The following is a 21569-nucleotide window of genomic DNA, read 5'->3' as shown; positions in this document are numbered from 1 at the left end:
GCGCCGCAAGGCGCCTTTTTGTTAGAGCAGTTCCAGCAACAGGTCGTCCAGGTGCATCAGCTCGTCGCTGAGCTGCTGGCGCTGCCAGAGCAGTTCCCGGCGGGCCTGGGGATCCAGTCCCTGGGGTTGGCAGGGTTTGGCAGGCTTACCAGGTTTATCGGGCTTGCCTGGCTGGTCGGGGCGGCCGGGTTTATCGGGCTTACCCTGTTGATCTTTGGCCTTTTGCGCCACTTCCAAGGCTAACCTGCCGACCACTCCTTTGGACGCCGGCGCCGCTGGGCTGGGTTGCAGCCTGGCTGGGGGCGCGCTGAAAGCAACCTGCCTGGTGCAGGGCACATAGGGGGTTTGCAGCTGGCGATCCAGATCGGCCATGCGCCGGCGCAGCTCCTGCTGGCGGTTTTGCAGCGATTGGCGGTACTGGTTTCTTTCGAAGAGCTGGTGGCCACGTTGGTAGCTGTCCAGGAAGGCCTGCAGGCCCGGGCCCTGGCAGACGCCCTGGTAGCTGTGGCCCTGGCTGCCGTGGCGATAGCCCTGGGCCGGGGTGCAGTACTGGCCGTTGCCCTGGGCCCAGCCCTGGCTGTAGGCGCTTTGGTCTATGCCAATATCGTATTCCCGGCATTGGCTCAGCCAATAGCCGCTACGGGCCACCAGGCCGTTGAAGCCGTCGTTGACCCCTTGCTGGTGCCAGTTCATGGTGGCGCACTGTTCGGCGGTGACGGCGGCGCAGCCGCTGAGCAGCGCCGCCAGCGCCAGTATGAGTACCCGCATCTGTCGTCCTCTTATGGTTATCTTTGTTTAAAGGGCGACCAGCGGGCGCCGGGTATGTGGCCCTACCTCAGAGGCTGCGCAGCAGCAGGCTGTCGATGTGCATCAGCTCGTAGGTCAGTTGTTGGCGTTCCCAGCGCAGGGAATCGCGGGTCTGGGGGGACAGTTTAGCGTCGTTGAGACGGCTGTCGATATCGCTGATGCGCCAGCGGATATCCCGTTGGCGGTCATAGAGGGATTCGCGGTACTGGGCCTTTTCGTATAGGCGCAGCCCCTTGTTGTAACTGTTGAGAAAGGCCTCTTCGGTGTCGGCCGGGCAGACCCCCTGGTAACTGTGGCCCAGGGTGCCGTGGCGGTAGCCCTGCTCGCTGGTGCAATACTGGCGGTTGCCATCGCCCCAGCCCCGGCTGTAGGCGGCGCTGTCCACCTTGACCCCATGGGGTTGGCATTGGCTGACCCAATAGCCGCTGCGGGCCACCAGGCCGTCAAAGCCGTCTTCCAGGCCTTGCTGGTGCCAGTCGGTGCTGACACAGTCCTCCTGGGTAACGGCGCAGCCTGCCAGCAGCAGGGGTAACACTGCCCAGAACCTTCTTCCCATAACGCCTCCTCCTTTGCTTCAAGATAGGTTGCCCAGCCTAAATCGCCAGTGACAAAAAAGGGGCGCCAAGCGCCCCCAAAGGTTGGTTGGAACCGTTGCTTAGATGGGGTTGCCGTCGCTGTCCAGCTTCACCACCTTGCCCAGCTTGAGGCTGCGCACCTTATCTTCGATTTGGCTCAGATCGCCGACCACGACCCAGGTCAGGGCGTCGGGGTGCAGTACCCCTTTGGCGGTGGCCTGCACCTGGTCCAGGGTCAGGGTGTTGACGCGGTTGCCGTAGCCTTCCAGCCAGGTCATATCCTTGCCCTGGGCCAGGGTGTCACCAATGGCACCCAGCAAGGCTCCCTTGGTTTCATAGGCGCCGGGCAACTTGGCCGTTTTGTTGGCCTTGATCTTGTCCAGCTCGGCCTGGGTGGCAGGGGCTTTGCCGGTGTAGGCCTTCAGCTCCTTGACCATCTCCTGGATAGACTCCTTGGTCTTGTCCACCTGTACCGGGGCGTAGGCAAAGTACATGCCCTGGCCTTCGGCCTTGAGCCAGATGGAGCGGGCACCATAGGACCAGTGCTTGTCTTCACGCAGGTTCATGTTGAGCCTGGAGGTGAAGGTACCGCCGAAAATGGCGTTCATCACGTCGATGGCGGTGGCCTGGTCACTGCGCTCGGACGGCGCCAGCTGGCCGGCGATGATGGTGGCCTGGGGGCTACCGGGCTGGTCAATCAGGAAGACCCGGCTCTCGCCCTGCTGGGCTACCTGGTCCAGCTGTTTTTGGGGCTTGGCTTGGGCCGGGGCCTGCCAGTTGGCGAAGTGTTTTTCCAGCAGCGGCTTGAGCTGGGCTTCGGTGGTGTCACCCACCACCACCAGGCGGCCGTTGTCGGGGCGCAGCCAGGTGTCGTGGAAGCTCACCAGATCTTCACGCTTGAGGGCGCTGATGGAGTCCTTGGTGCCGGAGCCGGTCAGGGGCGCGCTGTAGGCGTGGTCCTTGCCGTACAGCAGGCTGGGCAGGACCCGCAGGGCCATGGCCATGGGCTGGGCCTTCTCCTGGTTGAGGTTTTCCAGCCAGCGGGAGCGCTGCTTGTCGATGCTGTCCTGGCTGAAAGCCGGGTGCTGGATAAGGTCGCTGAGCAGGGCCAGGGACGGGTCCAGGTTGACGGTCAGGGCGTCCAGGCTGATGTTGGCGCTATCGAGGCTGGCTTGGCTGGACCAGTTGCTGCCCAGCTCCTGCATGGCGTCGGACAGTTGGGCGGCGCTCAGGCTCTGGGTACCTTCGGCCAGCATGGCCATGGTAAAGCTGGCGGCGCCGGCCTTGTGGCCGTAGTCGGCCGCGTAGCCGCCGTCAAAGCTAAATTGCAGCTCGACAGTGGGGGTGTCGTGGCGCTCGGCCAGGGCCACTTCCAGGCCGTTGGACAGGGTAAAGCTGTGCAGAGACGGCAGGCTCAGGGTGGGCAGCTTGCCCACGGCGGGCAGCTTGCTGCGATCGGCACCGGCCGCCGCCGTTTTATAGTCGGGCTGGGGTACCACGTTCAGCACGAAGGCGCCGTCGTTCAGCCAGGTATTGATGGCGGCTTGGATGTCGGCCGGGGTGGCCTGCTCCAGGTGGCCCAGCTGCTTCTGGTAGTAGCCCGGGTCGCCGTGGTAGACCATGCCGGAGGCCAGGATGTCGGACTTGCCGCCGAAGCCGCCGATACGCTCGGCGCCCCGCACCAGGTTGGCCACCTGGCTGAATTTGACCCTGTCCAGATCCTGCTGGCTGGGGCCTTGGCTGGCCAGCTTGGCCAGCTCTTCGTCAATCACCTTCTCGATGCGCTCCAGGGACACGCCCGGCTTGGCGTCGGCCAGGATGATCATCTGCCCGGCCAGCAGGCGGGCGTAGTTGAAGGAGTAGACATTGGTGGCGAGCTGTTCCTGCTCCACCAGGCGCTGGTAGAGCCTGGAGCTCTTGCCGCCGGTGAGCAGGTCGGACAGCAGGTCCATGTAGTCGCTGTCGGCAGTGCCGGTCTCGGCCACGTTCCACACCTTGTAGAGGCGGGCGTTGGGCACCTGGTCCTGCATGGTGGCGCGCTTGGTGCCTTGGCTCTTGGCAACCCAGGACTGCATCTTCTTCAGGGGTTGGCCGGCGGGGATGTCGCCGAAGTATTTCTCGACCTTGGCCTTGGCCTGGTCGGGGGTGATGTCACCGGCCAGCACGACGACGGCATTGGCGGCGCCGTAATAACTCTTGAACCAGTCTTTGACGTCATCCAGGGAGGCGGCGTTGAGATCGTCCATGGAGCCGATCACCGACCAGGAGTAAGGGTGGCCTTTGGGGAAGGTCTGCTCGGCCAGGTAGCCGAAGACGCGGCCATAGGGCTGGGATTCGCCCTGGCGTTTCTCGTTCTGCACCACACCGCGTTGCTCGTCCAGCTTGGCCTGGTCGATGGCGCCCACCAGGTGGCCCATGCGGTCAGACTCCATCCACAGGGCCATATCCAGGGCCGGGGTGGGGACGTTTTCAAAGTAGTTGGTGCGGTCGTTGTTGGTGGTGCCGTTCATGTCGGTGGCACCGGCCTTTTCAAAGGGGCCGAAGTACTCGTCGTTGAAGTTTTCGGAGCCGTTGAACATCAGGTGTTCAAAGAGGTGGGCAAAACCGGTTTTACCGGGCTTCTCGTCCTTGGAGCCAACGCCGTACCAGACGTTGACGGCGACGATGGGCGCCTTGTGGTCTTCATGGACCACCAGGGTCAGGCCGTTGTCCAGGGTGAACACCTGGTAGGGGATCTTTACTTCTGGGAGGTTCTGGGCGGCGCTGGTGGTGGTGCTGGCCGGGGTGGTGGCCTGGCAGCCGCCAAGCAGCGCCGTGGCCACGGCTGCTGCCGTGAGGGTGCGCATCAGGGGCATCTTCTCGTTCCTTCCGTTGGTCGTAAACTTCCTGAAATTACAGAAAGTCCCGCCATTGACTCAATGGCGGGACTTTAAATAAATGTAACAAAAGGTGGCAGTTGTTTAAGACGCGCTGTCCAGGGTCTTGATAAAACGCTCCGATTCGGCCACCGCCTTCTGCATTTCCTTGACCAGGCTGTCCACCTGCTTCTCTATGCTGCCCAGTTCCCCCTTGAGGGCGCCGATGGCACGGGCATTGAGGTTGTGCTTGAGGTAGAGCACCTGGTCGTGGAACTTGGCCAGCACCGGTGGCATCTTGGCTTCGGCCCGGCGCATGGCGGTGATCAGGCTCTGGTAGCGGCGGCGGGTGTCGGCCAGGGTGCGGGCCGAAGACGCCCGCAGGCTGGCGGAGCTGTACTGGGCCAGTTCGGCGTCCCATTCCTCGAACAGGGCCTCGGCCACGTCTTCCACGGCGTCGATGCGGTCGCTGACGTTCTGGGCCGCTTCCTTGGAGTCTTCGTACTGGGCGGACAGCTCGTCGTAACGGCTTTCCAGTTCGCCGCCGTCCACCTTCACCACGGCCCGAAAATGCTCGAGGGCGTCTTTGAATTGCTGTTGGGCGTCTTGCTGGGCGTCGCCGGCGGCTTCCACCCGGTCGGCCAGGATGTCCCTCTTGTGGATCCCCACCTTTTCCATGGCGGAATAGTAGGCACTTTGGCAGGCGGTCAGGGAAAAGAGGCAGAAAGTGGCGAGGGCCAGGGCGCGCATGCTGGGGTCCTTAGCAGCAAGTATTTGGTGTTAGAGTAAAAGACAGCATCTCTTTGAGCAAACCAAGACCATGACGCTGCCCCAATGGAATGACCTCAAGGCCCATCTGCTGGGCTTTATGAATAGGGTAAAAGAGGACAGGCTCACCCTCCATGCCGGGGCCATGGCCTACGTGACCCTGTTGTCCCTGGTGCCCTTTATCGCCGTGCTGTTCAGCCTGTTCTCGGCCTTTCCCGGCTTCGAACAGGTCAAGGGCGAGCTGCAGCATTTTATCTTCGACAACTTCGTGCCGGCCGCCTCGGACGTCATCGCCGAGCAGGTGCAGGGCTTTGCCGCCAACGCCTCCAAGATGACCGCCCTTGGCATACTGTTCCTGGTGGTCACCGCCCTGATGCTGATCAGCTCGGTGGACAGGACCATCAACCAGATCTTCCGTATCCACAGACCCAGGCGCTGGTCGGTGGCCTTTGCCACCTATTGGTCGGTGCTGACCCTGGGGCCGCTGCTGATGGGGGTGTCCCTGGCCCTGACCTCCTACGTGGTGGGCATGGACGTGTTCCAAAAAGGCGCCCTTTCTGGGGTGCGCACCTTCCTTATCGGCTTGGCGCCCTTTATGGCGTCCTGGGCCGCCTTCATGGTGCTGTACCTGCTGGTACCCAACAAGCGGGTGCGGGTGCGCCATGCCATGGGCGGCGCCATTTTGGGGGCGCTGCTGTTTGAGATCTCCAAGCGCTGCTTTGCCCTTTACGTGGCCCAGGTGCCGTCCTATCAGCTGATTTACGGTACCCTGGCGGCCATACCCATTCTCTTTTTCTGGATTTACCTGTGCTGGCTGATCGTGCTGCTGGGGGCGGAACTGACCGCCTATCTCACCGACTGCGATCAAGACCAGGACCAGCTACCAAGCGAGGACGACAGCGATGCGGGAACTGCTGCCTGAAATAGGCCCCAACTGGCAACAATGGCTGCCGGTGGGCGATGGCCATGAGCTTTACGTGGAAGAAGTGGGCAACCCGGACGGCCTGCCGGTGGTGGTGCTGCACGGCGGCCCCGGCGCCGGCTGCAACGAGGCCATGCGCCGCTTCTTCGACCCCCAGCGTTTTCGGGTGATCCTCTTTGACCAGCGCGGCGCCGGCCGGTCCCGGCCCCATGCGTCTCTGGTGGAGAACAATACCCCCAAGCTGATTGCCGATATCGAACTTATCCGCAGTCAGCTTGGCATCAAGCAATGGCTGGTGTTCGGCGGGTCCTGGGGTTCGACCCTGGCCCTGGCCTATGCCCAGGCCCACCCCCAGGCGGTAACCGGCCTGGTGCTGCGGGGCATCTTCCTGGCTCGGGAGCAGGACTACGACTGGATGACGGCCCCGGACCAGGGCTGTTCCCAGGTTTACCCCGATCACTACCAGGATTTCCTGGCGCCCCTGGGGGGCGACAGCCGGGATCTGATCCCCCGTTACTACCAGCTGCTGACGTCCGACAACGAACTGGAGCGGATGCAGGCGGCCAAGGCCTGGACCCTCTGGGAAGGGCGCATGGTCAATCTGGTGCCGCCGTCCCGGGTAGACGAGCTCTACACCGACCCCAGCCTGGCCCTGTCGGTGGGGCGTATGGAGTGTCATTACTTCGCCCATCGCTGCTTCCTGGAAGAAGGCCAGTTGCTAAAAGACGCCGCCAAGATAGCCCATATCCCCACCGTCATAGTGCACGGCCGCTACGACATGGTCTGCAAGCTGGAAAACGCCACCAGCCTGGCCGCCGTGCTGCCCCAGGCGCAGCTGTGGATAGTGCCGGCTGCCGGCCACAGCGCCATGGAACCGGGCATTACCGACGGCCTGATCAAGGCCCTGGATTGGGTGTGGGAGCGGCTGCAATGATCGCCCTTATCCAAAGGGTGACCCAGGCCCGGGTAGATATCGCCGGGGCCACGGTGGGGGCCATCGACCAGGGGCTGCTGGTGCTGCTGGGGGTGGAAAAGGGCGACGATGAGGCCAAGGCCAAACGCCTGGCCGACAAGGTGGCCAAATACCGAGTCTTCGCCGACAGCGACGGCAAGATGAACCTCAATGTGGCCCAGGCCGGCGGTAGCCTGCTGGTGGTCAGCCAATTCACCCTGGCCGCCGACACCAACAGCGGCAACAGGCCCAGCTTTTCCAGCGCCGCGCCACCTTCGGAAGGGGAGAGGCTCTACCAGGTGTTCTGCGGCTTGTGCCAGGAGCAGGGGCTGAGGGTGGCCACCGGCCAGTTCGGCGCCGACATGCAGGTCAGCCTCTGTAACGACGGCCCTGTGACCTTCTGGCTGCAAAGCTGAGCTGACATTCTGGCCTTGTGGCGGGATGTAACACGGCTGTTGCCCCTGCCATGGTGATTGGGAATAATAGGGGCTGTTGCTTTTACAAGGATGTGAATTATGAATAAGTCATTGTTTTTATTGGCTGCATTAGCCCTTTCTGGTTGCGCAAGCAATGACCTTGGCTCTGTGGTGGACGGCGCCATCAACGGTGCCTCCGACGCCGCCAAGCGCATGGTGGGCATGGGGGATAGCAGCACTGTCTCCGGTAAGCCTGTTTATAACGGCGGCTACAGTGTCGGCAGGGAAGCTGTCTATATTACCGACGCCGAACGCCAATCCGTTGACCTGGGCCGCCTCAGTGCCCAGAAAACCGTCAGCAACCCCAGGGGCCTGACCCGCACCAAGCTGATGGGCTGCTCCCACTTGGACAGCCAGGGCACCATGCCCAGCTGCACCCTCTATCTCTATCCCGTTACCGCCGAAGGCTGGCTGGTCAAGGACCCTGTAACCTTCCATGGTGTCGGTAAGGATTACGTGACCAACAGCGGTCTTTACTATTTCAAGGTTGAGAGCGAGGGCCAGTTCTACGCCACCGGCGAGGTGACCATAGCCAAAGGCCTGACCAACGAGTTGAGCTTTGCCGTGCAGTAAGACGCAGCCATGAAAAAAGGGAGCCCTTGGCTCCCTTTTCTGTTGCCGGTTATTCAGGCTTACCTGTTCAGGTAGGCACCCAGCATCCAGATGGTCTTTTCCTGTTCCTTGATGTAATCGCTCATCAGGGAAGCCGTACCTTCGTCACCGATCTCCCCGGCCAGGGCCAGGATCTGACGTTGTTCGCTGATCAGCTTCTGGTAGCTGTCCAGCAGATGGCCGATACCTTTCTTGCCGTCGGTGATGTCCCGTTCCTCGTTGATGGAGGCTCGTTCGATATAGGCGCTGAAGCTGTGCAGGGGGCGTTCGCTCAGGGTCAGGATACGCTCGGCGATCTCGTCCACCTTCAACAGCAGTTCGTTGTAGGTTTCTTCAAATTTGGCGTGCAGCTCGAAGAAGTTGTCGCCACGGACATTCCAATGAAAGCCCCGCACGTTCATGTACAGGATCTGGTAGTTGGCCAACAGCTTGTTGAGCAGGCCGGTGAGCTTGCTAACGCCATCCTGGTTCAGACCAATCAGATTGTGGTTGCTCATAAGACCTCCTTAGTCATTTGGAATCCTAGTCTAGCCTAGGCTCTTCAAGATAAATAAGCGCTTAAAATTATTCAATGCAATCGTAAATGACGATTGATTGCCTGTGCCTTGCCCTTGTTATCTAATGATGGCCGGATGACCGGAGTATTGATCTCATGCAACTTTGTACGCCTTTGACCGAGAAAGACTTTGCCGACTGTTTTGCCCTGCGCTGGCAGGTGTTGCGGGCGCCCTGGCAGCAACCCCCTGGGTCCGAGCAAGACGAGCTGGAGGCGCAAAGCTGGCATCTGATGGTCAAAGAGGGCGACCAGGTGCTGGCCACCGGCCGCTTGCACCAAAGCGCCCCGGGTGAAGGTCAGATCCGCTATATGGCGGTGGCACCAGGCCAGCAAGGCAAGGGCCTGGGTGGCCTTATTCTGAAGGGGCTGCTGGAACTGGCCGCTTCCCTTGGGCTGTTGGCGGTAGAGCTCAACGCCCGGGTAGGGGCCCTGGCTTTCTACCAAAGGGCCGGTTTCCAACTGTTGGGCGCCGCCCATACCCTCTATGGGGTCATCCCCCACTTCAAGATGCGCATCAACCTGGACCCCCAGCTCCACCAAAGGGCTAAGGCCCTGACCCAGACCTGGCACCAGACCATTCCCCTTTCCCGCTTTATGGACCTGCAGGTACTGGGCTTCAACGGCGCCCAGTTGCTCACCCAGGCCAGCTTTGACAACAACGCCAACCTCCACGGCACCCTCTTTGCCGGCAGCCATTATGCCCTGGCCACCCTGACCGCCTGGGGGCGCATTTGGTGGCAGCTCCAGGCCGAAGGCCTGGATGGGGACATAGTGCTGGGCAAGGGGGAGATCCGCTACAAAAGGCCCCTGACCACGGCGCCGCTGATGCTGAGCCAGGACCAGGGCAACTGGCAGGAACTGGCCAACCTGCGCCAGGGCCGCAAGGCCCGCATTCATCTGGAGGCACTGGTGACGGGGTCCGGCCCCCAGGAACCGGCGTCTGTGTTCAGTGGCACCTACGTGATATTGCCCAAAGGCTGATGCCAATCTAGTCAGTGGCGCTGGACTCTTGTTATAATGTCACAGCGCTTTTTCTATCGAGATCCCCATGCTCCTGGTCTTGAGTTTGCTGGCCCTTTTGGCTGGCCCTTTGCTGTACCGGCAGTTGTCCCGCCGCCAAGACTGGCTGACGCTGCTGGACAACTTCATCTTCGTGGTGATCGGCGGCCTGCTGCTGTTCCACGTCATGCCCCAGGCTCTGCACCAGGGCGGCTGGCCGGTGCTGGTGTTGCTGCTGGCCGGTGCCGTGGGCCCAGGCCAGGTGGAACACCTGTTCAAGGGCGCCGCCAAAGCCACCCATAACCTGACCCTGCTGGTGGGTGTGGGGGGCCTTATCCTCCACGCCATGACCGACGGTGCCGCCCTGGTGGATGGCCAGGGCCACACCGGTGCCATGCTGGCCCTGGGAGTGGTACTGCACCGCTTACCGGTAGGCCTGACCCTCTGGTGGCTGCTGCAGCCCCAGTACGGTCGTCTGGTGGCCGCCCTGGCTTTGGGGTTGGTGGTGGGTGGCACCCTGGCCGGCTTCTTCCTTGGCAACCGTTGGCTACCGGATCTGGGCACAGAACAGCTGGGCTGGCTGCAAGGCCTGGTGGCCGGCACCCTGCTGCATGTGGTGCTGCACAGGCCCTTTAGCCGCCACCACCACGGCAGCAACTGGATGGCGGGAGTCGGTGGCCTGCTGGGGGCCTCCGTGCTGGTGGCAATCTCCCTGCCCGCCCTTTATCTGCACGGCCACGACCACGGCCAGGAAACCGGCGCGGCGCTGATGCGCTTTTGGCACCTGCTGCTGGCCCTGTCCCCTTGGCTGCTGGCCGCCTACGGCCTGGCCTTGCTGCTCAATTGGCTAAGACCCCTGCGCCACAGCGGCCCAGACCAACCCCATGGGCTTTGGCGAGGCATGATCTGGGGCCTGATGCTGCCGGTGTGCCTGCCGGACGCGGCCCGGGTCTACCCCAAGTTGCTGCAACACGGCGCTCCCCCGGTAATGGCCCTGGCCTTCCTGTTGGCGGCCCCCATCTTCGGTATCGATGCCCTGCTGGCCAGCCTGGCGGTGTTGGGGGGCGAGCTGACCCTATGGCGCTTTGCCTCGGTGTTGGTGCTGGCTCTGGCCTGCGCCTGGGTGTTGGTGCGTTTCCTCAAGCGGGTGCCGGCTCGCTCCTGCTATCAACATGACGCCGAGGCGCCATTGCGTTCGGCCTTCGAGATGGGCTACGGCCACCTGATCGACCACACGGCGCCTTGGGTGATCACCGGCCTGGTGGTGGCGGCCACCCTGGCACCCCATCCCTTGTGGCAGGCGCTGGCGGTGCACCCGGAATGGCAATTGCTGTTGGTGCTGGCCCTGGCGCTGCCCCTGCACCTATGTGCCACCGGCCTGACCCCTGTGGTGGCGGTGCTGTTGGCCTTTGGCCTCAATTGGGGGGCTGCCCTGGCCCTGTTGCTGGTGGGGCCGGCCTTGAACCTGGGGCTGCTGCGCTACCTGGCCCAGCAACACTCGCCCCGTTTCGCCTGGGCTTACGGCCTGGTGGTGATGGCGGTGGCCGCCGCCCTGGGGTGGGGCGTCAGCCAATGGGTGGGGGTGGACGCTTCCAGCCTGCCGGCCCTGATGGACATAGCCCCGGACAGCCCCTGGCGTATCGCCTGCGCCGTGACCCTGGTGGGGCTTTTTGCCACCGCCTTGCTGCGCCGTGGCGCCCGGGGCTTCGTCGCCGAGCTCTGGCCCAAGGGTCTTATCATAAAACCCCATCACCATCATTGACTTGCCAGGGGCTTGCGCCCCTGCTAGTGCTTAGCTAGCCGAGCAAGAGGAGAACAATATGGTCTGGTTGAAACGACTCGTCACCGCCCTGGTGTTGTTGGTGGTGCTGTTCTTGGTGGTGGGACTCTTCCTGCCAAGGGACGTGCAGGTGGAACGCAGCCTGCACATGGACGCCAGCCCCCGCCAGGTGTTCGCCGTGGTGTCAGACTTTCACCAATTCAACGACTGGTCCCCTTGGTATGGGCTGGATCCGGCCGCCCGTTATGACATAGCCGGCGAGCCAGGCCAGAGCGGCCATAGCCTGAGCTGGCAATCGAACAAAGCGGAAGTGGGCAACGGCACCATGCGGCTGCTGGAGGCCAACGCCCCCGGTTATGTGGCCATGAAGCTGGATTTTGGTAACCAGGAAGAAGCGGACAGCTATTTTCGGATCAAGGCAGAAGGCAGTGGCAGCCAGGTGACCTGGGGCTTTCGCACCAACTTTGGCAATGACGTACTGGGCCGTTACTTTGGCTTGCTGATGGACAAAATTCTGGGAGACCAGTACCAGCAGGGCCTGATGAAACTGAAAGAGAAAGTGGAGAAAAGTGAGCCCGACGACAACGGCTAGAGGAGGGAAGAGGGGATTCTGCCTGTTTCTATTGTCGTCGGGCCAGTCCGAAAGACAGCCAGCTCGGTTCCCACTAAGCATGGCATCGGACTTGAAACGACCACACAGCCGGGACGTCGTCTGCGTGGCTTGTGCCCCAACCTGGCTCCGCTTGCAAAGAGACAGGTCGAAAACACCTAGCCACTGTACAACATGCAGTAGGCAGCTGAACAGTCATAAATTTGCTTTGTGCCTAAAATGATGAAAATTGATACAGGTGTTATAGGAGCCGGTTGGCTCGGTGAGCCGCTAGCCAACAGCTTGTTGCATAAAGGCTTTTCGGTATTGGCAACCAGGCGTGACCCGGCCGCTTGTGCCCGGCTGGCGGTTGCCGGCCTCAAGGCCCACCCCCTGGATCTGGCGCAATTGCCAGCCCTGGGCCCACTGGCCGACTGCCGGCGACTGGTGCTGGCCTTCCCCCCCGGCATCCGCCGGGGCCAGGGCGACAGCTACCTGGCCATGCTGGCCCATTTGCGGGATGGCCTGGCTGGCACGGCGGTTGAAAACATCCTGCTGGTGTCCTCCACCGGCGCCCTGGCCGAACAGGACGCTAACCTGGACGAGCAGAGCCCGGCCGACCCCCAGTCTCCCCTGGCCCAGGCCGAAGCGGCCCTGCTTCAGGACCGTCGCTACCAGAGCAGTGTGATCCGCATGGCCGGCCTCTTTGGCCCTGGCCGCTACCCCGGCCGTTTCCTGGCCGGCAAAGAGGGTCTACCCCGTGGCGCGGCGCCGGTGAACCTCATCCACCAGGCCGACGCCATCGGCCTTTGCCTGGCGGTGCTGGAACAGGGCCGTTGGGGCCAGGTATTCCACGGGGTGGCCCCGGTGGCCTACCGGCGTGACCAGTTCTATACCCAGGCCGCCCGCCTGGCCGGCTTGGCCGAACCGGTATTTGTCGACCAGCAAGGGGGCAAGCGGGTGCTGGGGGACTGGACGGCCAAAACCCTGGGCTACCAATACCAGGTGCCGGACCCCCTGGCTTGGTGCCAAGGGGCGGCGTCTGGGGTAGAATGCTGACCCTTTGTTCAATTTCTTTTTCGACGGGATGGTGTTGTGAACATTCAAGCGCTGCTTAATGACAAGGTTGGGGCCGCCATGGTGGCTGCGGGTGCGCCGATTGGGACACCGGCTGCGGTGCGCCAGTCTGCCAGGCCGGAGTTTGGCGATTACCAGGCCAACGGTGTCATGGGCGCTGCCAAGCGAATGGGCCAGAACCCCCGCGAATTCGCACAAAAGCTGCTGGATAACCTGGAGCTGGACGGTATCGCCGACAAACTGGAGATCGCCGGCCCCGGTTTTATCAACATCTTCCTCAAGCCCCAGTGGCTGGCCGAGCAAGCCGAAAAGGCACTGGCTGACGCCGCCCTGGCGGTCAGCAAGCCCGCAGCCCAAACCGTGGTGGTGGATTACTCCAGCCCGAACCTGGCCAAGGAAATGCACGTTGGCCACCTGCGCTCCACCATCATCGGTGACGCCGTGGTCCGTACCCTGGAGTTCCTGGGCCACAAGGTGGTGCGCCAGAACCACGTGGGCGACTGGGGCACCCAGTTCGGCATGCTGCTGGCCTACCTTGAAAAGCAAAAGGCCGAGGGCAAGAGCCAGGCCGAGATGGGCCTGTCCGACCTGGAAGTCTTCTACCGCGCCGCCAAGGGCTGCTTCGACGAAGACGAAGCCTTTGCCAACCGCGCCCGTGAACTGGTGGTGCAGCTGCAGGGCGGCGACCAAGCCTGCCTGAAAATGTGGCGCGAATTCAACGACATCTCCCTGGCTCACTGCCATGAGGTATACCACAAGTTGAACGTGTCCCTGACCCGCCAGGACGTGATGGGCGAGTCTGCCTACAATGCCGATCTGGCCCAGGTGGTATCGGATCTGGAGGCCAAGGGCCTGCTGGTGGAAGACCAGGGCGCCAAATGCGTGTTCCTGGACGAGTTCAAGAATAAAGACGGCTCCATACTGCCGATCATCATTCAAAAGGCCGGCGGTGGTTATCTCTATGCCACTACCGACCTGGCGGCCATGCGCTATCGCAACAACGTACTGAAGGCCGACCGCGCCCTTTACTTTGTGGATCAGCGCCAGGCCCTGCACTTCAAGCAGGTGTTCACCCTGGCCCACAAGGCCGGTTTTGTGCGCGATGCGCTGAGCCTGGAGCACATGGGCTTTGGCACCATGAACGGCGAAGACGGCAAGCCCTTCAAGACCCGCAGCGGCGGCACCGTCAAGCTGATTGACCTGCTGGTGGAAGCCGAAGACAAGGCCTATCAGCTGGTCAAGGAGCGCAACAGCGACTTCGACGAGGCGGAACTGCGCGAGATAGCCCACGCCGTGGGTATCGGCGCCGTCAAATACGCCGATCTGTCCAAGCACCGCAGCTCAGACTACATCTTCAGCTTCGACGCCATGCTGAGCTTTGAGGGCAACACCGCCCCCTACATGCTCTACGCCTACACCAGGGTGGCTTCCATCTTCCGCAAGGCCGGCATCGACGCTGCCAGCCTGAGCGCCCCGCTGCTGCTGGCCGAGCCCCAGGAAAAGGCCCTGGCCCAGAAGCTGCTGCAGTTCGAAGAGACCATCGAGTCTGTGGTGCGCGAAGGCGCTCCCCATTACCTGTGCCTGTATCTCTTTGAACTGGCAGGACTCTTCTCCGGTTTCTACGAGGCCTGCCCGATCCTGTCCAGCGAAGACGAAGGGGTGAAAGGCTCGCGCCTGAAACTGGCTCACCTGACCGCCCGCACCCTCAAGCAGGGCCTGGACCTGCTGGGTATCAAGACCCTGGAACGGATGTAAGCCACAGCGACAAAAAAGGGAGCCTTTGGCTCCCTTTTTTATTGCCTTAGAGGCTGGGCAGGGCCCGGCCCAGCATCGCCTTTAGCTGCTCGACAATGGCCTTTTCCTTGGCCTTGTCGTAGGCCTCGATGCGGGGGGTGTGGACATGGCCCACCGGGATAGGGCTGCCGACGATGTTGCGCAGGCGGATGGCCCGATAGCTGATCTCGTTGGACAGGTAGCCGCCCCCCGAGCCCCGCACCGACACCTCGTCCTGGATCTCCTTAAGGTGCAGGGCCTCCTTCTCGCCCCCCAGGGTGGCTACCAGGCGGTTGTCGTTGATCTTGAAGGGGCCAGGCGCCCCTTCCATGGCATCCACCGGCAGGCTAAAGCTGACGAACTCCGGGCCCGACAAGGGCTTGCCGTAAAGTAGCGGCAGCTTTGGCAGTACGCTGGTGGCACCGGTCATCACATTGAGGTTGTCCGGCGCCTCGGCGCTGCGGCGTTTGCCGGGGTAGCGCTCCAGGTCAAAATCGCTGCGGCCCATGGACACAGTCACCACCATGTCGGCGCTGTTTTGGGTGTAGAAAGGCAGCAGCAGCCGTTCAATCAGGCCCTCATCGAAGTCGGCAAAGCGCACCGGCACCAACACCGTCTCCACCCTGGCCTTGATGCCATCCTGCTCAATCAGCTGGCCGTCCAGCAACAAGGCTGCCAGGCCGGAGGGATTGGACTGGTCGATATGGCGGTCCAGGAAGAAGGGATCGAAGCCGGTCAGCAGGATGCGCTTTTCCGGGCCGGAAAAATGAATGTCTTCGATGCCCCTGCTGACCCGTTCGAAGCGGCGCAGCAAGGCGTCCTTCTGGGCTTGGGGTAGTGCCAGGGCCCGCAGCTTGGCCTTGCCGGCCAGGCGGAACCAGTACAGGGGCCTGTCGTCCAGGCGCTCCCGGGCCAATGCCTTGCCAAGGGCAAAACCCTGGGCCGCCACCTGGGCGACCTGGTCCAGGTCGCTGTTGGCGTCCAGCTTGGCCAGCAATGGCGCGAAGGGCGTCAGCAGGCCGGGCATGGCCGCTTCGGCCTTGGGCAGGCGGGCTTCTTCCACCTCGGCCAGTACCGGGACGGTGAAAAGGCTTAGTAACAGCAGGTAACGAAACATGGCTATCTCCTTGATAAGAGACAGCTTGGCAGAAAGCGGCAGTGGAAGAAAGCCTGGCTTTGGCCAGTAAAAAGCCCCGCCAGGCGGGGCTTTGCTCGGTTAAGGGCAGCTGGCTTCGCCTATGTCTTCCCAGACGGCGGCAATGCCGGGCTCTTCGTTCTGGGTCCACCACTTGGCGCGCCAATGGCGGCCGTTGTGGTCCACTTCATCGCCGCCGTTGTAGGCCACCGAGGCTTGCCAGCCTTGGGCCACGCTGGACACCAGCTTCCAGGGGCCGTCGGCCTGGCTGGGGGTGTTGCCCTGGGTCCAGTATTTGGCTTCCCAGACCAGGTTCTGGTAGCTGACCTTGGCACCGCCAACATAGACGGCGGCGCTGTCCCAGGCCGGGAAGTTACCGGCGTCCGGGTCGCTGGCCTGGCAGCCGTCGCCGGCCGGGCTGACCAGCAGTTGGGTCTGGCCGCTGGCGGTGAGGCCTTCGGCATCGGTGACGGTCAGCCCTATGCTGTAGCTGGTCTGGCTGTCCACGGCCGGTGCGGTCAGGCTCAGGCTGGGGTCGGTGAGGCTGGTGGCGCTAAGGCCGGCCGGCAGACTCCATTGGTAGCTGACCGCCCCTTCGTCGCTGACGGTGGCATTGATGGTGACCTGGGCGCCGGCCTGGGCCAGCACCTGGGCCGGCAGGCTGAGGCTGGGGGGCTGGTTGGGCTGGGGCGCCTGATTGGTGACTGTGACCTCGTCGCTGCTGGTCAGTTCCCCGTCAGACACGGTCAGGCGCAGGCCATAGCTCTGGGTGTCGCTGACCTGGGGCACCTGGAAGCTGAGCTGGGCAGCCGCAGTGTTGCCAAGGTTCAGGGCCGGGCCGCTGATCTGGCTCCAGCTGTAGCTCAAGCTGTCGCCGTCCGGGTCGCTGGAGGCGCTGGCGGACAGGGTGACGGTTACCGGGCCCTGAACCTGCTGGTCGGCGCCGGCCCTGGCTACCGGGGCGCGGTTGGCCGGTGGCGTGCCGCCGCCATTGCCCAGGCCTTGGTGCATGGCGTTGAGGATGTCACCGTTGTCGGCGTCAATCTCCCAGGCAAAGAGGCCGCCCAGGCCCTGGTTCAGCACGTAGCTGCCCTTGGCCTGCACCGAGCGGGGGTCGTCATAGGTGATGAGGTCGCCGGTATCGGCCTTGAAGATATAGGGGGCCTCGGCCACGGCGTCATAGCCGTATTGCCAACTGGGCAGGTACTCGTTGGCGATCTGGCGATAGTCCACCACCCCCGCTTCCCAGGTGCCTTTGACGGCGCCGGTGGCGGTGCCGGTAAAGGGATTGCCGGCCTGGTACCCGGAGACCCCGGTCCAGCCCCTGCCGTACATGGCGGCGCCCAGCACCACCTTGCCGGGGGCGACTCCCTGGGCCAGCAGGGCTTGGACGCCCTTGTCGGCATAGTACTTGGTGTCGGGCTTGCCGTCGGCGGCATGGAGGGCGGTCTGGTGGCCCAGCTCGGTGTTGCTCCAGGCGCCGAAGAAGTCGTAGGACATCAGGAAGATGTAGTCCATGTACTGGCTGCTGGCCTGATAGTCCACCACATCTATCTTGTCTGGGCCGGCGCTGATGGCGGAGGTTAACTCCAGGGTACGGCCGGTATCCGCCTCCACCCTGTCCATCATGGCCCGCAGCTCCTGCATCAGGGTCAGGTAGGTGGCGCCGTCGCCGGGGCTGCCCAGGTCCGGGTTGGCGCCCTGGCCACCGGGGAACTCCCAGTCGATATCGACACCGTCAAAGAACTTCCAAGTGCGCAGGAATTCTTCCACCGAGTCCACGAACACCTTGCGCTTGGCGGCGTCACCGAGGAAGTAGAAGGGGTCGGACAGGGTCCAGCCGCCGATGGACGGCAGTATTTTCAGGTCCGGATAGGCCTTTTTCAGGGCCATCAACTGGCCGAAGTTGCCCTTGTAGGCGCTGGCGTAGCTCTGGCCACTCTGGGTCTTTTGCACGGCGGCGAAGGGGTCGTGCAGGGCCACCTTGAAATCGGCCCGGCCGGCACAGGCCCGTTGCAGGGCCTGGAAACTGCCCTCTATGGTCTTGAGGCTGTCGTTGATGCCGTCACCGCCGCAGATGGGAATGAAGCCGTACAGCAGGTGGTTGAGGTTGTAGGCGGGGATCTTGTCCACCGGGAAACTGCGGCCATAGACGCCCCACTCTACGAAGTAGGCCCCCAGCACCTTGCCGGACTGGTCCACGAAAGGCTGGTTGTTCTCCTGGGGGCTGACCACCAGGGGATCGAGGTGGCTACCGTCGGTGTCGGCCACGGTGATGGCTTTGGGGTCGCTGCTGGTGCAGCCGTCGCTGTTACAAAGGGCCACCTGCAACTGGTATTGGCCCCCTTTGGCCACCTGCAAGGTGGCCGAGCCGGTCTGGGTGGCGCCGCCGCTGATGCTGTCTTCCCTTACCACCTGGCCGTTTAGCAGGTATTGGACGCGGGTGGCACCGTCCCCTGAATACTTGGTCCAGGCCACAGGTACGTCGGCGGCGTCCTTGATGGTGAGCAGCTGCTCGTAGGCGGTGGCGGCGTCGTCCACTTCGATGATGGCGAAGCTGGTTTCCATCCAGTCGATGCCGGGTTTACCGGGAGCGGCGGCCCAGGCAGGGCCTGCCAGGGCAGTGGCCACGGCGGCGGCGAGCAGAGTGTGTCTGTTGTGCATAAGTCCCTCGTTCATTCTTGTTTGGATGTCCTCGCACAACGCCGACGGCTTACCAGAATGCGGTGACAGCGTTGTCATTCGTTGTCGTAAAAATCCGACAAATCCTCTTAACCCTAGACCTGAATTTTGCGCATTTCTTGGTCATTGGTCACAAAATGGCTGGGCAAATGAAAGTTTTTTGACCAGCTGTTGCCAAGTTTCAGCCTGAAAAGGCCTCTTGAGCTGCTCCAGGCCATCAGGCAAGGTAGAGGCCCTGTTTGTCTTTTGGAGTTGTCATGGACGATCTCAAGCGTTGCCCCTGGTGTGGCCAGGATCCCCTTTACCAGCAATATCACGACACCGAGTGGGGCGAGCCGGTCCACGACGATCGCACCCTCTTCGAATTCCTTATCCTCGAAGGAGCCCAGGCCGGCTTATCCTGGATCACCGTGCTGCGTAAACGTGAGTCCTACCGCGCCGCCTACGACCAGTTCGACGTGCAGAAAATCGCCGGCTACGACGATGAGGATCAGAGCCGCTTGCTGGCCAACCCCGGTATAGTGCGCAACCGCCTCAAGGTGGCCGCCAGCATCGATAACGCCAAGGCTTTTATCCGGGTGCAGCAGGAGTTTGGCAGCTTCGCCAGCTATCTGTGGGCCTTTGTGGACGGCCAGCCTATCCGTAACCAACCCCAGACCCTGGCCGAGGTGCCCGCCGTGACCCCTTTGGCGGAGAAGATCAGCAAAGACTTGAAAAAACGGGGTTTCCGATTCGTTGGACCCACCATCATCTATGCCTTTATGCAGGCTGTTGGCCTGGTTAACGACCACCTGGTGAGCTGCCACCGCCACCCTGGCTAAGGCCTGGCAAGGCATAGGGGCGCCGGCGTGGCCGCTGGCTGCCTCTTTTTTGTACTAATCTTAACCTCCTGTCCTTCAAGACATTTGCTCAAGGACGCGCCCCGACGCAGGAGGAATGATGCGACCCCTACTGGCCCGCCTTCAGTTCGTGCACGCTGTGTTGATCGTCTCCCTGGTACCTTTGGCCGGCATGCTGCTGGCCCTGGTGCTCTATTTCGGTGATTTGCTGGGCCAGGCCGGCCAGGCGGCCACCGCCGTGGAGCTGGTGGAGCTGGTGGAGAGTGCCTCCGACCTGGCCCAACAGGGGGCGGTGGAGCGGGGCCTCAGTGCCGGTTACATCGGCTCCAACGGCCAGCGTTTTGCCAAGGAGCTGGCCGAGCAGCGCCAGAAAATGGATGCCGCCGTGACCAAGATCAGGGCCTGGCCCCTGGCGGAACTCGGTCAGGAAAGCCGGGACAGGGTCCGGTTGATCCTGGACCAACTGGACGAGCTGCCCAGGGTGCGCCAAAGGGTGGACGACCTGGTGCCCAACAGCGGCGCCTTCGGTTATTTCAGCAGCCTTAACGACAAGGCCCTGACTTTTTCCTCCACCCTGTCCCGTAACCTGACCCGGGTGCCGGAGCTGAAAAACCTGCTGGACGCCACCCTGACCCTGTTTTGGGCCACCGAAGAGTCGGGGCGGGTACGGGGCCTCCTTAACGGCGCCTTTGCCCGGGGCCAACTGGACGAGGGCAACTACTACGTGGTGGTGCAGGCCATCACCTCTTCCGACATTTACCTGACCCAGTTCCAGCATCTGGCTCCGGTGGATTTTGCCGAGCGGCTGGAAGCCCTGCGGGCCAAGGACTATTGGCAGCAGGTGGAAGGCATACAGCAGCAACTGCTGCGCCAGGGGGAAGGGGGCAGCCTGGCCGACCCTTCCCAGGGGCGTTGGTTTGCGCTGGCGACGGAGCGGATAGGCGCTATCAAGGGGCTGGCCCAGGAGCTGAACCTGCTGCTCAGGGACAGAGCCCATGCCACCCAGGGAGATGCCCGCGCCGCCTTGTTCTGGTCCGGGCTGGCCAGCCTGGCCCTGATCTGCCCTCTGATTTATCTGATCTGGGTGCTGACCCGCTCCCTAAAGCACCGGGTCCACGTGGTGGACCATACCCTGCGCGCCATCACCCAGGACTCGGACCTGACCCTGCGCCTCAACGACGACAGCGGCGATGAGCTGGGCAACATCAGCCGCTCGGTGGACCAGCATCTGGACGAGGTGGCAGGTATCTTCAAGGGCTTCCATGTAACGGCCCGCTCCGCCACCGAAGTGATGGACAACATCATGCAGGCTGCCGGTGCCGCCACCGGTAACGCCGACAGTCAGCACCAGCGGGCCGAGCAGCTGGCCCACGCCATGCAGGAAATCGCCCAGGCCGCCGCCGAGGTGTCCGGCAGCATGCAGCTGGCCCGGGATTCTATGAACCAGGCCGGTGAGCATGTGGAACGCAGCCAGCATCTGACCGAGTCGGTCAATCAGGGTTTTCAGGAACTGACCCACTCCATCGCCGACAACAGGGCCGAGATTGAGCGCCTTGACCAGCACAGCGGCGAGATCTCCGGCATCCTCGACACCATTACCGGCATTGCCGAGCAGACCAACCTGCTGGCCCTCAATCCCGCCATAGAGGCGGCCCGGGCCGGTGAACAGGGCCGGGGTTTTGCGGTGGTGGCGGACGAGGTGCGTTCCTTGGCTTACAAGACCCGGGAGTCCACCGAGAGCGTGCGCACCATGATAGAGCGACTGCAAAACTCCAGCGCCAGCGCCCTGGCGGCCATGGAAAGGAACGAAGAGCAGGTGTTGCAAACCGCCAGCCGGGTGCGGGACAGCGCCGAGGCCGTGGCCCTGGTCACCCGGGAGATAGAGCGGGTGCAAGACCTGGTCAGCCAGGTGGCGGCCGCCGCCGAACAGCAGTCCGCTACCCTGGCCGAGGTGCAGCTGACCACCAGCGGCATCAATAACCTGTCGGAAGATACGGTGCTGAGGGTGAAAACCGTCAACGATGCCGCCCGGCACCTGCGCGAGCAACTTTCCACCCTGGAGCAGCGCCTCAGCGGCTTTCGCATGGCCTAGGCAGCACCTTGCTTGCGGCCAGGCGCCGAGACGTCGGCCCCTGGCTCTGCTAGCATGTCGGCCTCTCGATTTCCGATCCC

At 62.9% G+C, this 21569-nt stretch carries 18 protein-coding genes; 11 read left to right on the top strand and 7 right to left on the bottom strand.

Translation table 11 applies throughout. From position 1 onward, the window contains the following. Positions 1-21: 21 nt before the first annotated feature. The 4 genes from B3C1_RS05630 to B3C1_RS05615 all read right to left on the bottom strand — a co-directional run bounded on the left by B3C1_RS05630 (position 22) and on the right by B3C1_RS05615 (position 4987). Positions 22-768 (bottom strand): DUF2799 domain-containing protein, encoded by a 747-nt coding sequence (locus B3C1_RS05630; RefSeq protein WP_008483492.1) that lies wholly within the window; start codon positions 766-768, stop codon positions 22-24. A 67-nt stretch (positions 769-835) separates the two neighbouring features. Continuing rightward, positions 836-1363 carry a DUF2799 domain-containing protein gene (locus B3C1_RS19290; RefSeq protein ID WP_083858265.1) on the bottom strand — a complete coding sequence of 176 codons (528 nt, stop codon included), beginning with the start codon at positions 1361-1363 and terminating at the stop codon, positions 836-838. Positions 1364-1462: 99 nt separating this feature from the next. Next, positions 1463-4237: a M16 family metallopeptidase gene (locus B3C1_RS05620; RefSeq protein ID WP_008483490.1), complete on the bottom strand. Its 2775-nt coding sequence runs from the start codon at positions 4235-4237 to the stop codon at positions 1463-1465. 105 nt (positions 4238-4342) lie between these two features. After that, positions 4343-4987 (bottom strand): DUF2959 domain-containing protein, encoded by a 645-nt coding sequence (locus B3C1_RS05615; RefSeq protein WP_008483488.1) that lies wholly within the window; start codon positions 4985-4987, stop codon positions 4343-4345. A 70-nt stretch (positions 4988-5057) separates the two neighbouring features. Between B3C1_RS05615 and B3C1_RS05610 the strand changes: the two genes are divergently transcribed. The 4 genes from B3C1_RS05610 to B3C1_RS05595 all read left to right on the top strand — a co-directional run bounded on the left by B3C1_RS05610 (position 5058) and on the right by B3C1_RS05595 (position 7928). After that, positions 5058-5927, top strand: coding sequence for a virulence factor BrkB family protein (locus B3C1_RS05610; RefSeq protein ID WP_008483485.1), 870 nt, complete (start codon positions 5058-5060; stop codon positions 5925-5927). Further along, complete coding sequence (gene pip, locus B3C1_RS05605; RefSeq protein WP_008483484.1) at positions 5908-6861, top strand: prolyl aminopeptidase; 954 nt, start codon at positions 5908-5910, stop codon at positions 6859-6861. Before B3C1_RS05610 ends, pip begins: the two co-directional genes overlap by 20 nt. Then, complete coding sequence (dtd, locus tag B3C1_RS05600) at positions 6858-7295, top strand: D-aminoacyl-tRNA deacylase (RefSeq protein WP_008483483.1); 438 nt, start codon at positions 6858-6860, stop codon at positions 7293-7295. Before pip ends, dtd begins: the two co-directional genes overlap by 4 nt. Before the next feature lie 99 nt (positions 7296-7394). After that, positions 7395-7928: a hypothetical protein gene (locus tag B3C1_RS05595; RefSeq protein WP_008483482.1), complete on the top strand. Its 534-nt coding sequence runs from the start codon at positions 7395-7397 to the stop codon at positions 7926-7928. A 59-nt stretch (positions 7929-7987) separates the two neighbouring features. Here the strand turns inward: B3C1_RS05595 and B3C1_RS05590 are convergent, their stop codons facing one another. Further along, positions 7988-8464, bottom strand: a complete 477-nt coding sequence (locus B3C1_RS05590; protein WP_008483481.1) for a Dps family protein — start codon at positions 8462-8464, stop codon at positions 7988-7990. A 155-nt stretch (positions 8465-8619) separates the two neighbouring features. On the opposite strand from B3C1_RS05590, the gene B3C1_RS05585 reads away from it, so the two are divergent. The 5 genes from B3C1_RS05585 (at position 8620) to argS (ending at position 14723) form a co-directional block, all read left to right on the top strand. Then, positions 8620-9504: a bifunctional GNAT family N-acetyltransferase/hotdog fold thioesterase gene (locus B3C1_RS05585; RefSeq protein WP_008483479.1), complete on the top strand. Its 885-nt coding sequence runs from the start codon at positions 8620-8622 to the stop codon at positions 9502-9504. A gap of 67 nt (positions 9505-9571) precedes the next feature. Next, the gene (locus B3C1_RS05580; protein ID WP_008483478.1) at positions 9572-11284 is read left to right on the top strand and encodes a permease; all 1713 of its coding nucleotides are present in this window, start codon (positions 9572-9574) and stop codon (positions 11282-11284) included. A 58-nt stretch (positions 11285-11342) separates the two neighbouring features. Then, entirely contained in the window at positions 11343-11894 is a 552-nt protein-coding gene (locus B3C1_RS05575) for an SRPBCC family protein (protein ID WP_008483477.1), read from the top strand. Between the two features lie 237 nt (positions 11895-12131). Then, positions 12132-12950 (top strand): NAD(P)-binding domain-containing protein, encoded by an 819-nt coding sequence (locus tag B3C1_RS05570; protein WP_156804468.1) that lies wholly within the window; start codon positions 12132-12134, stop codon positions 12948-12950. Positions 12951-12986: 36 nt separating this feature from the next. Continuing rightward, positions 12987-14723: an arginine--tRNA ligase gene (gene argS, locus B3C1_RS05565; protein WP_008483475.1), complete on the top strand. Its 1737-nt coding sequence runs from the start codon at positions 12987-12989 to the stop codon at positions 14721-14723. A 46-nt stretch (positions 14724-14769) separates the two neighbouring features. Here the strand turns inward: argS and B3C1_RS05560 are convergent, their stop codons facing one another. Together B3C1_RS05560 and B3C1_RS05555 are read right to left on the bottom strand one after the other, a co-directional pair. Then, on the bottom strand, positions 14770-15858 hold the full coding sequence (locus B3C1_RS05560; RefSeq protein ID WP_008483474.1) for a pyroglutamyl-peptidase I: 1089 nt from the start codon (positions 15856-15858) through the stop codon (positions 14770-14772). 99 nt (positions 15859-15957) lie between these two features. Further along, positions 15958-18540, bottom strand: coding sequence for a glycosyl hydrolase family 18 protein (locus B3C1_RS05555; RefSeq protein WP_008483472.1), 2583 nt, complete (start codon positions 18538-18540; stop codon positions 15958-15960). Positions 18541-18815: 275 nt separating this feature from the next. Between B3C1_RS05555 and B3C1_RS05550 the strand changes: the two genes are divergently transcribed. Together B3C1_RS05550 and B3C1_RS05545 are read left to right on the top strand one after the other, a co-directional pair. After that, complete coding sequence (locus B3C1_RS05550) at positions 18816-19379, top strand: DNA-3-methyladenine glycosylase I (protein WP_008483471.1); 564 nt, start codon at positions 18816-18818, stop codon at positions 19377-19379. A 118-nt stretch (positions 19380-19497) separates the two neighbouring features. Beyond that, the gene (locus B3C1_RS05545) at positions 19498-21489 is read left to right on the top strand and encodes a methyl-accepting chemotaxis protein (protein WP_035481258.1); all 1992 of its coding nucleotides are present in this window, start codon (positions 19498-19500) and stop codon (positions 21487-21489) included. The last annotated feature ends 80 nt before the right edge of the window (positions 21490-21569 follow it).

Origin of the sequence: Gallaecimonas xiamenensis 3-C-1 (assembly GCF_000299915.1) — a bacterium.
In the GTDB taxonomy this organism is placed as follows: Bacteria; Pseudomonadota; Gammaproteobacteria; order Enterobacterales; family Gallaecimonadaceae; genus Gallaecimonas; species Gallaecimonas xiamenensis.
This window is presented reverse-complemented; position numbering and strand designations above follow the sequence as displayed.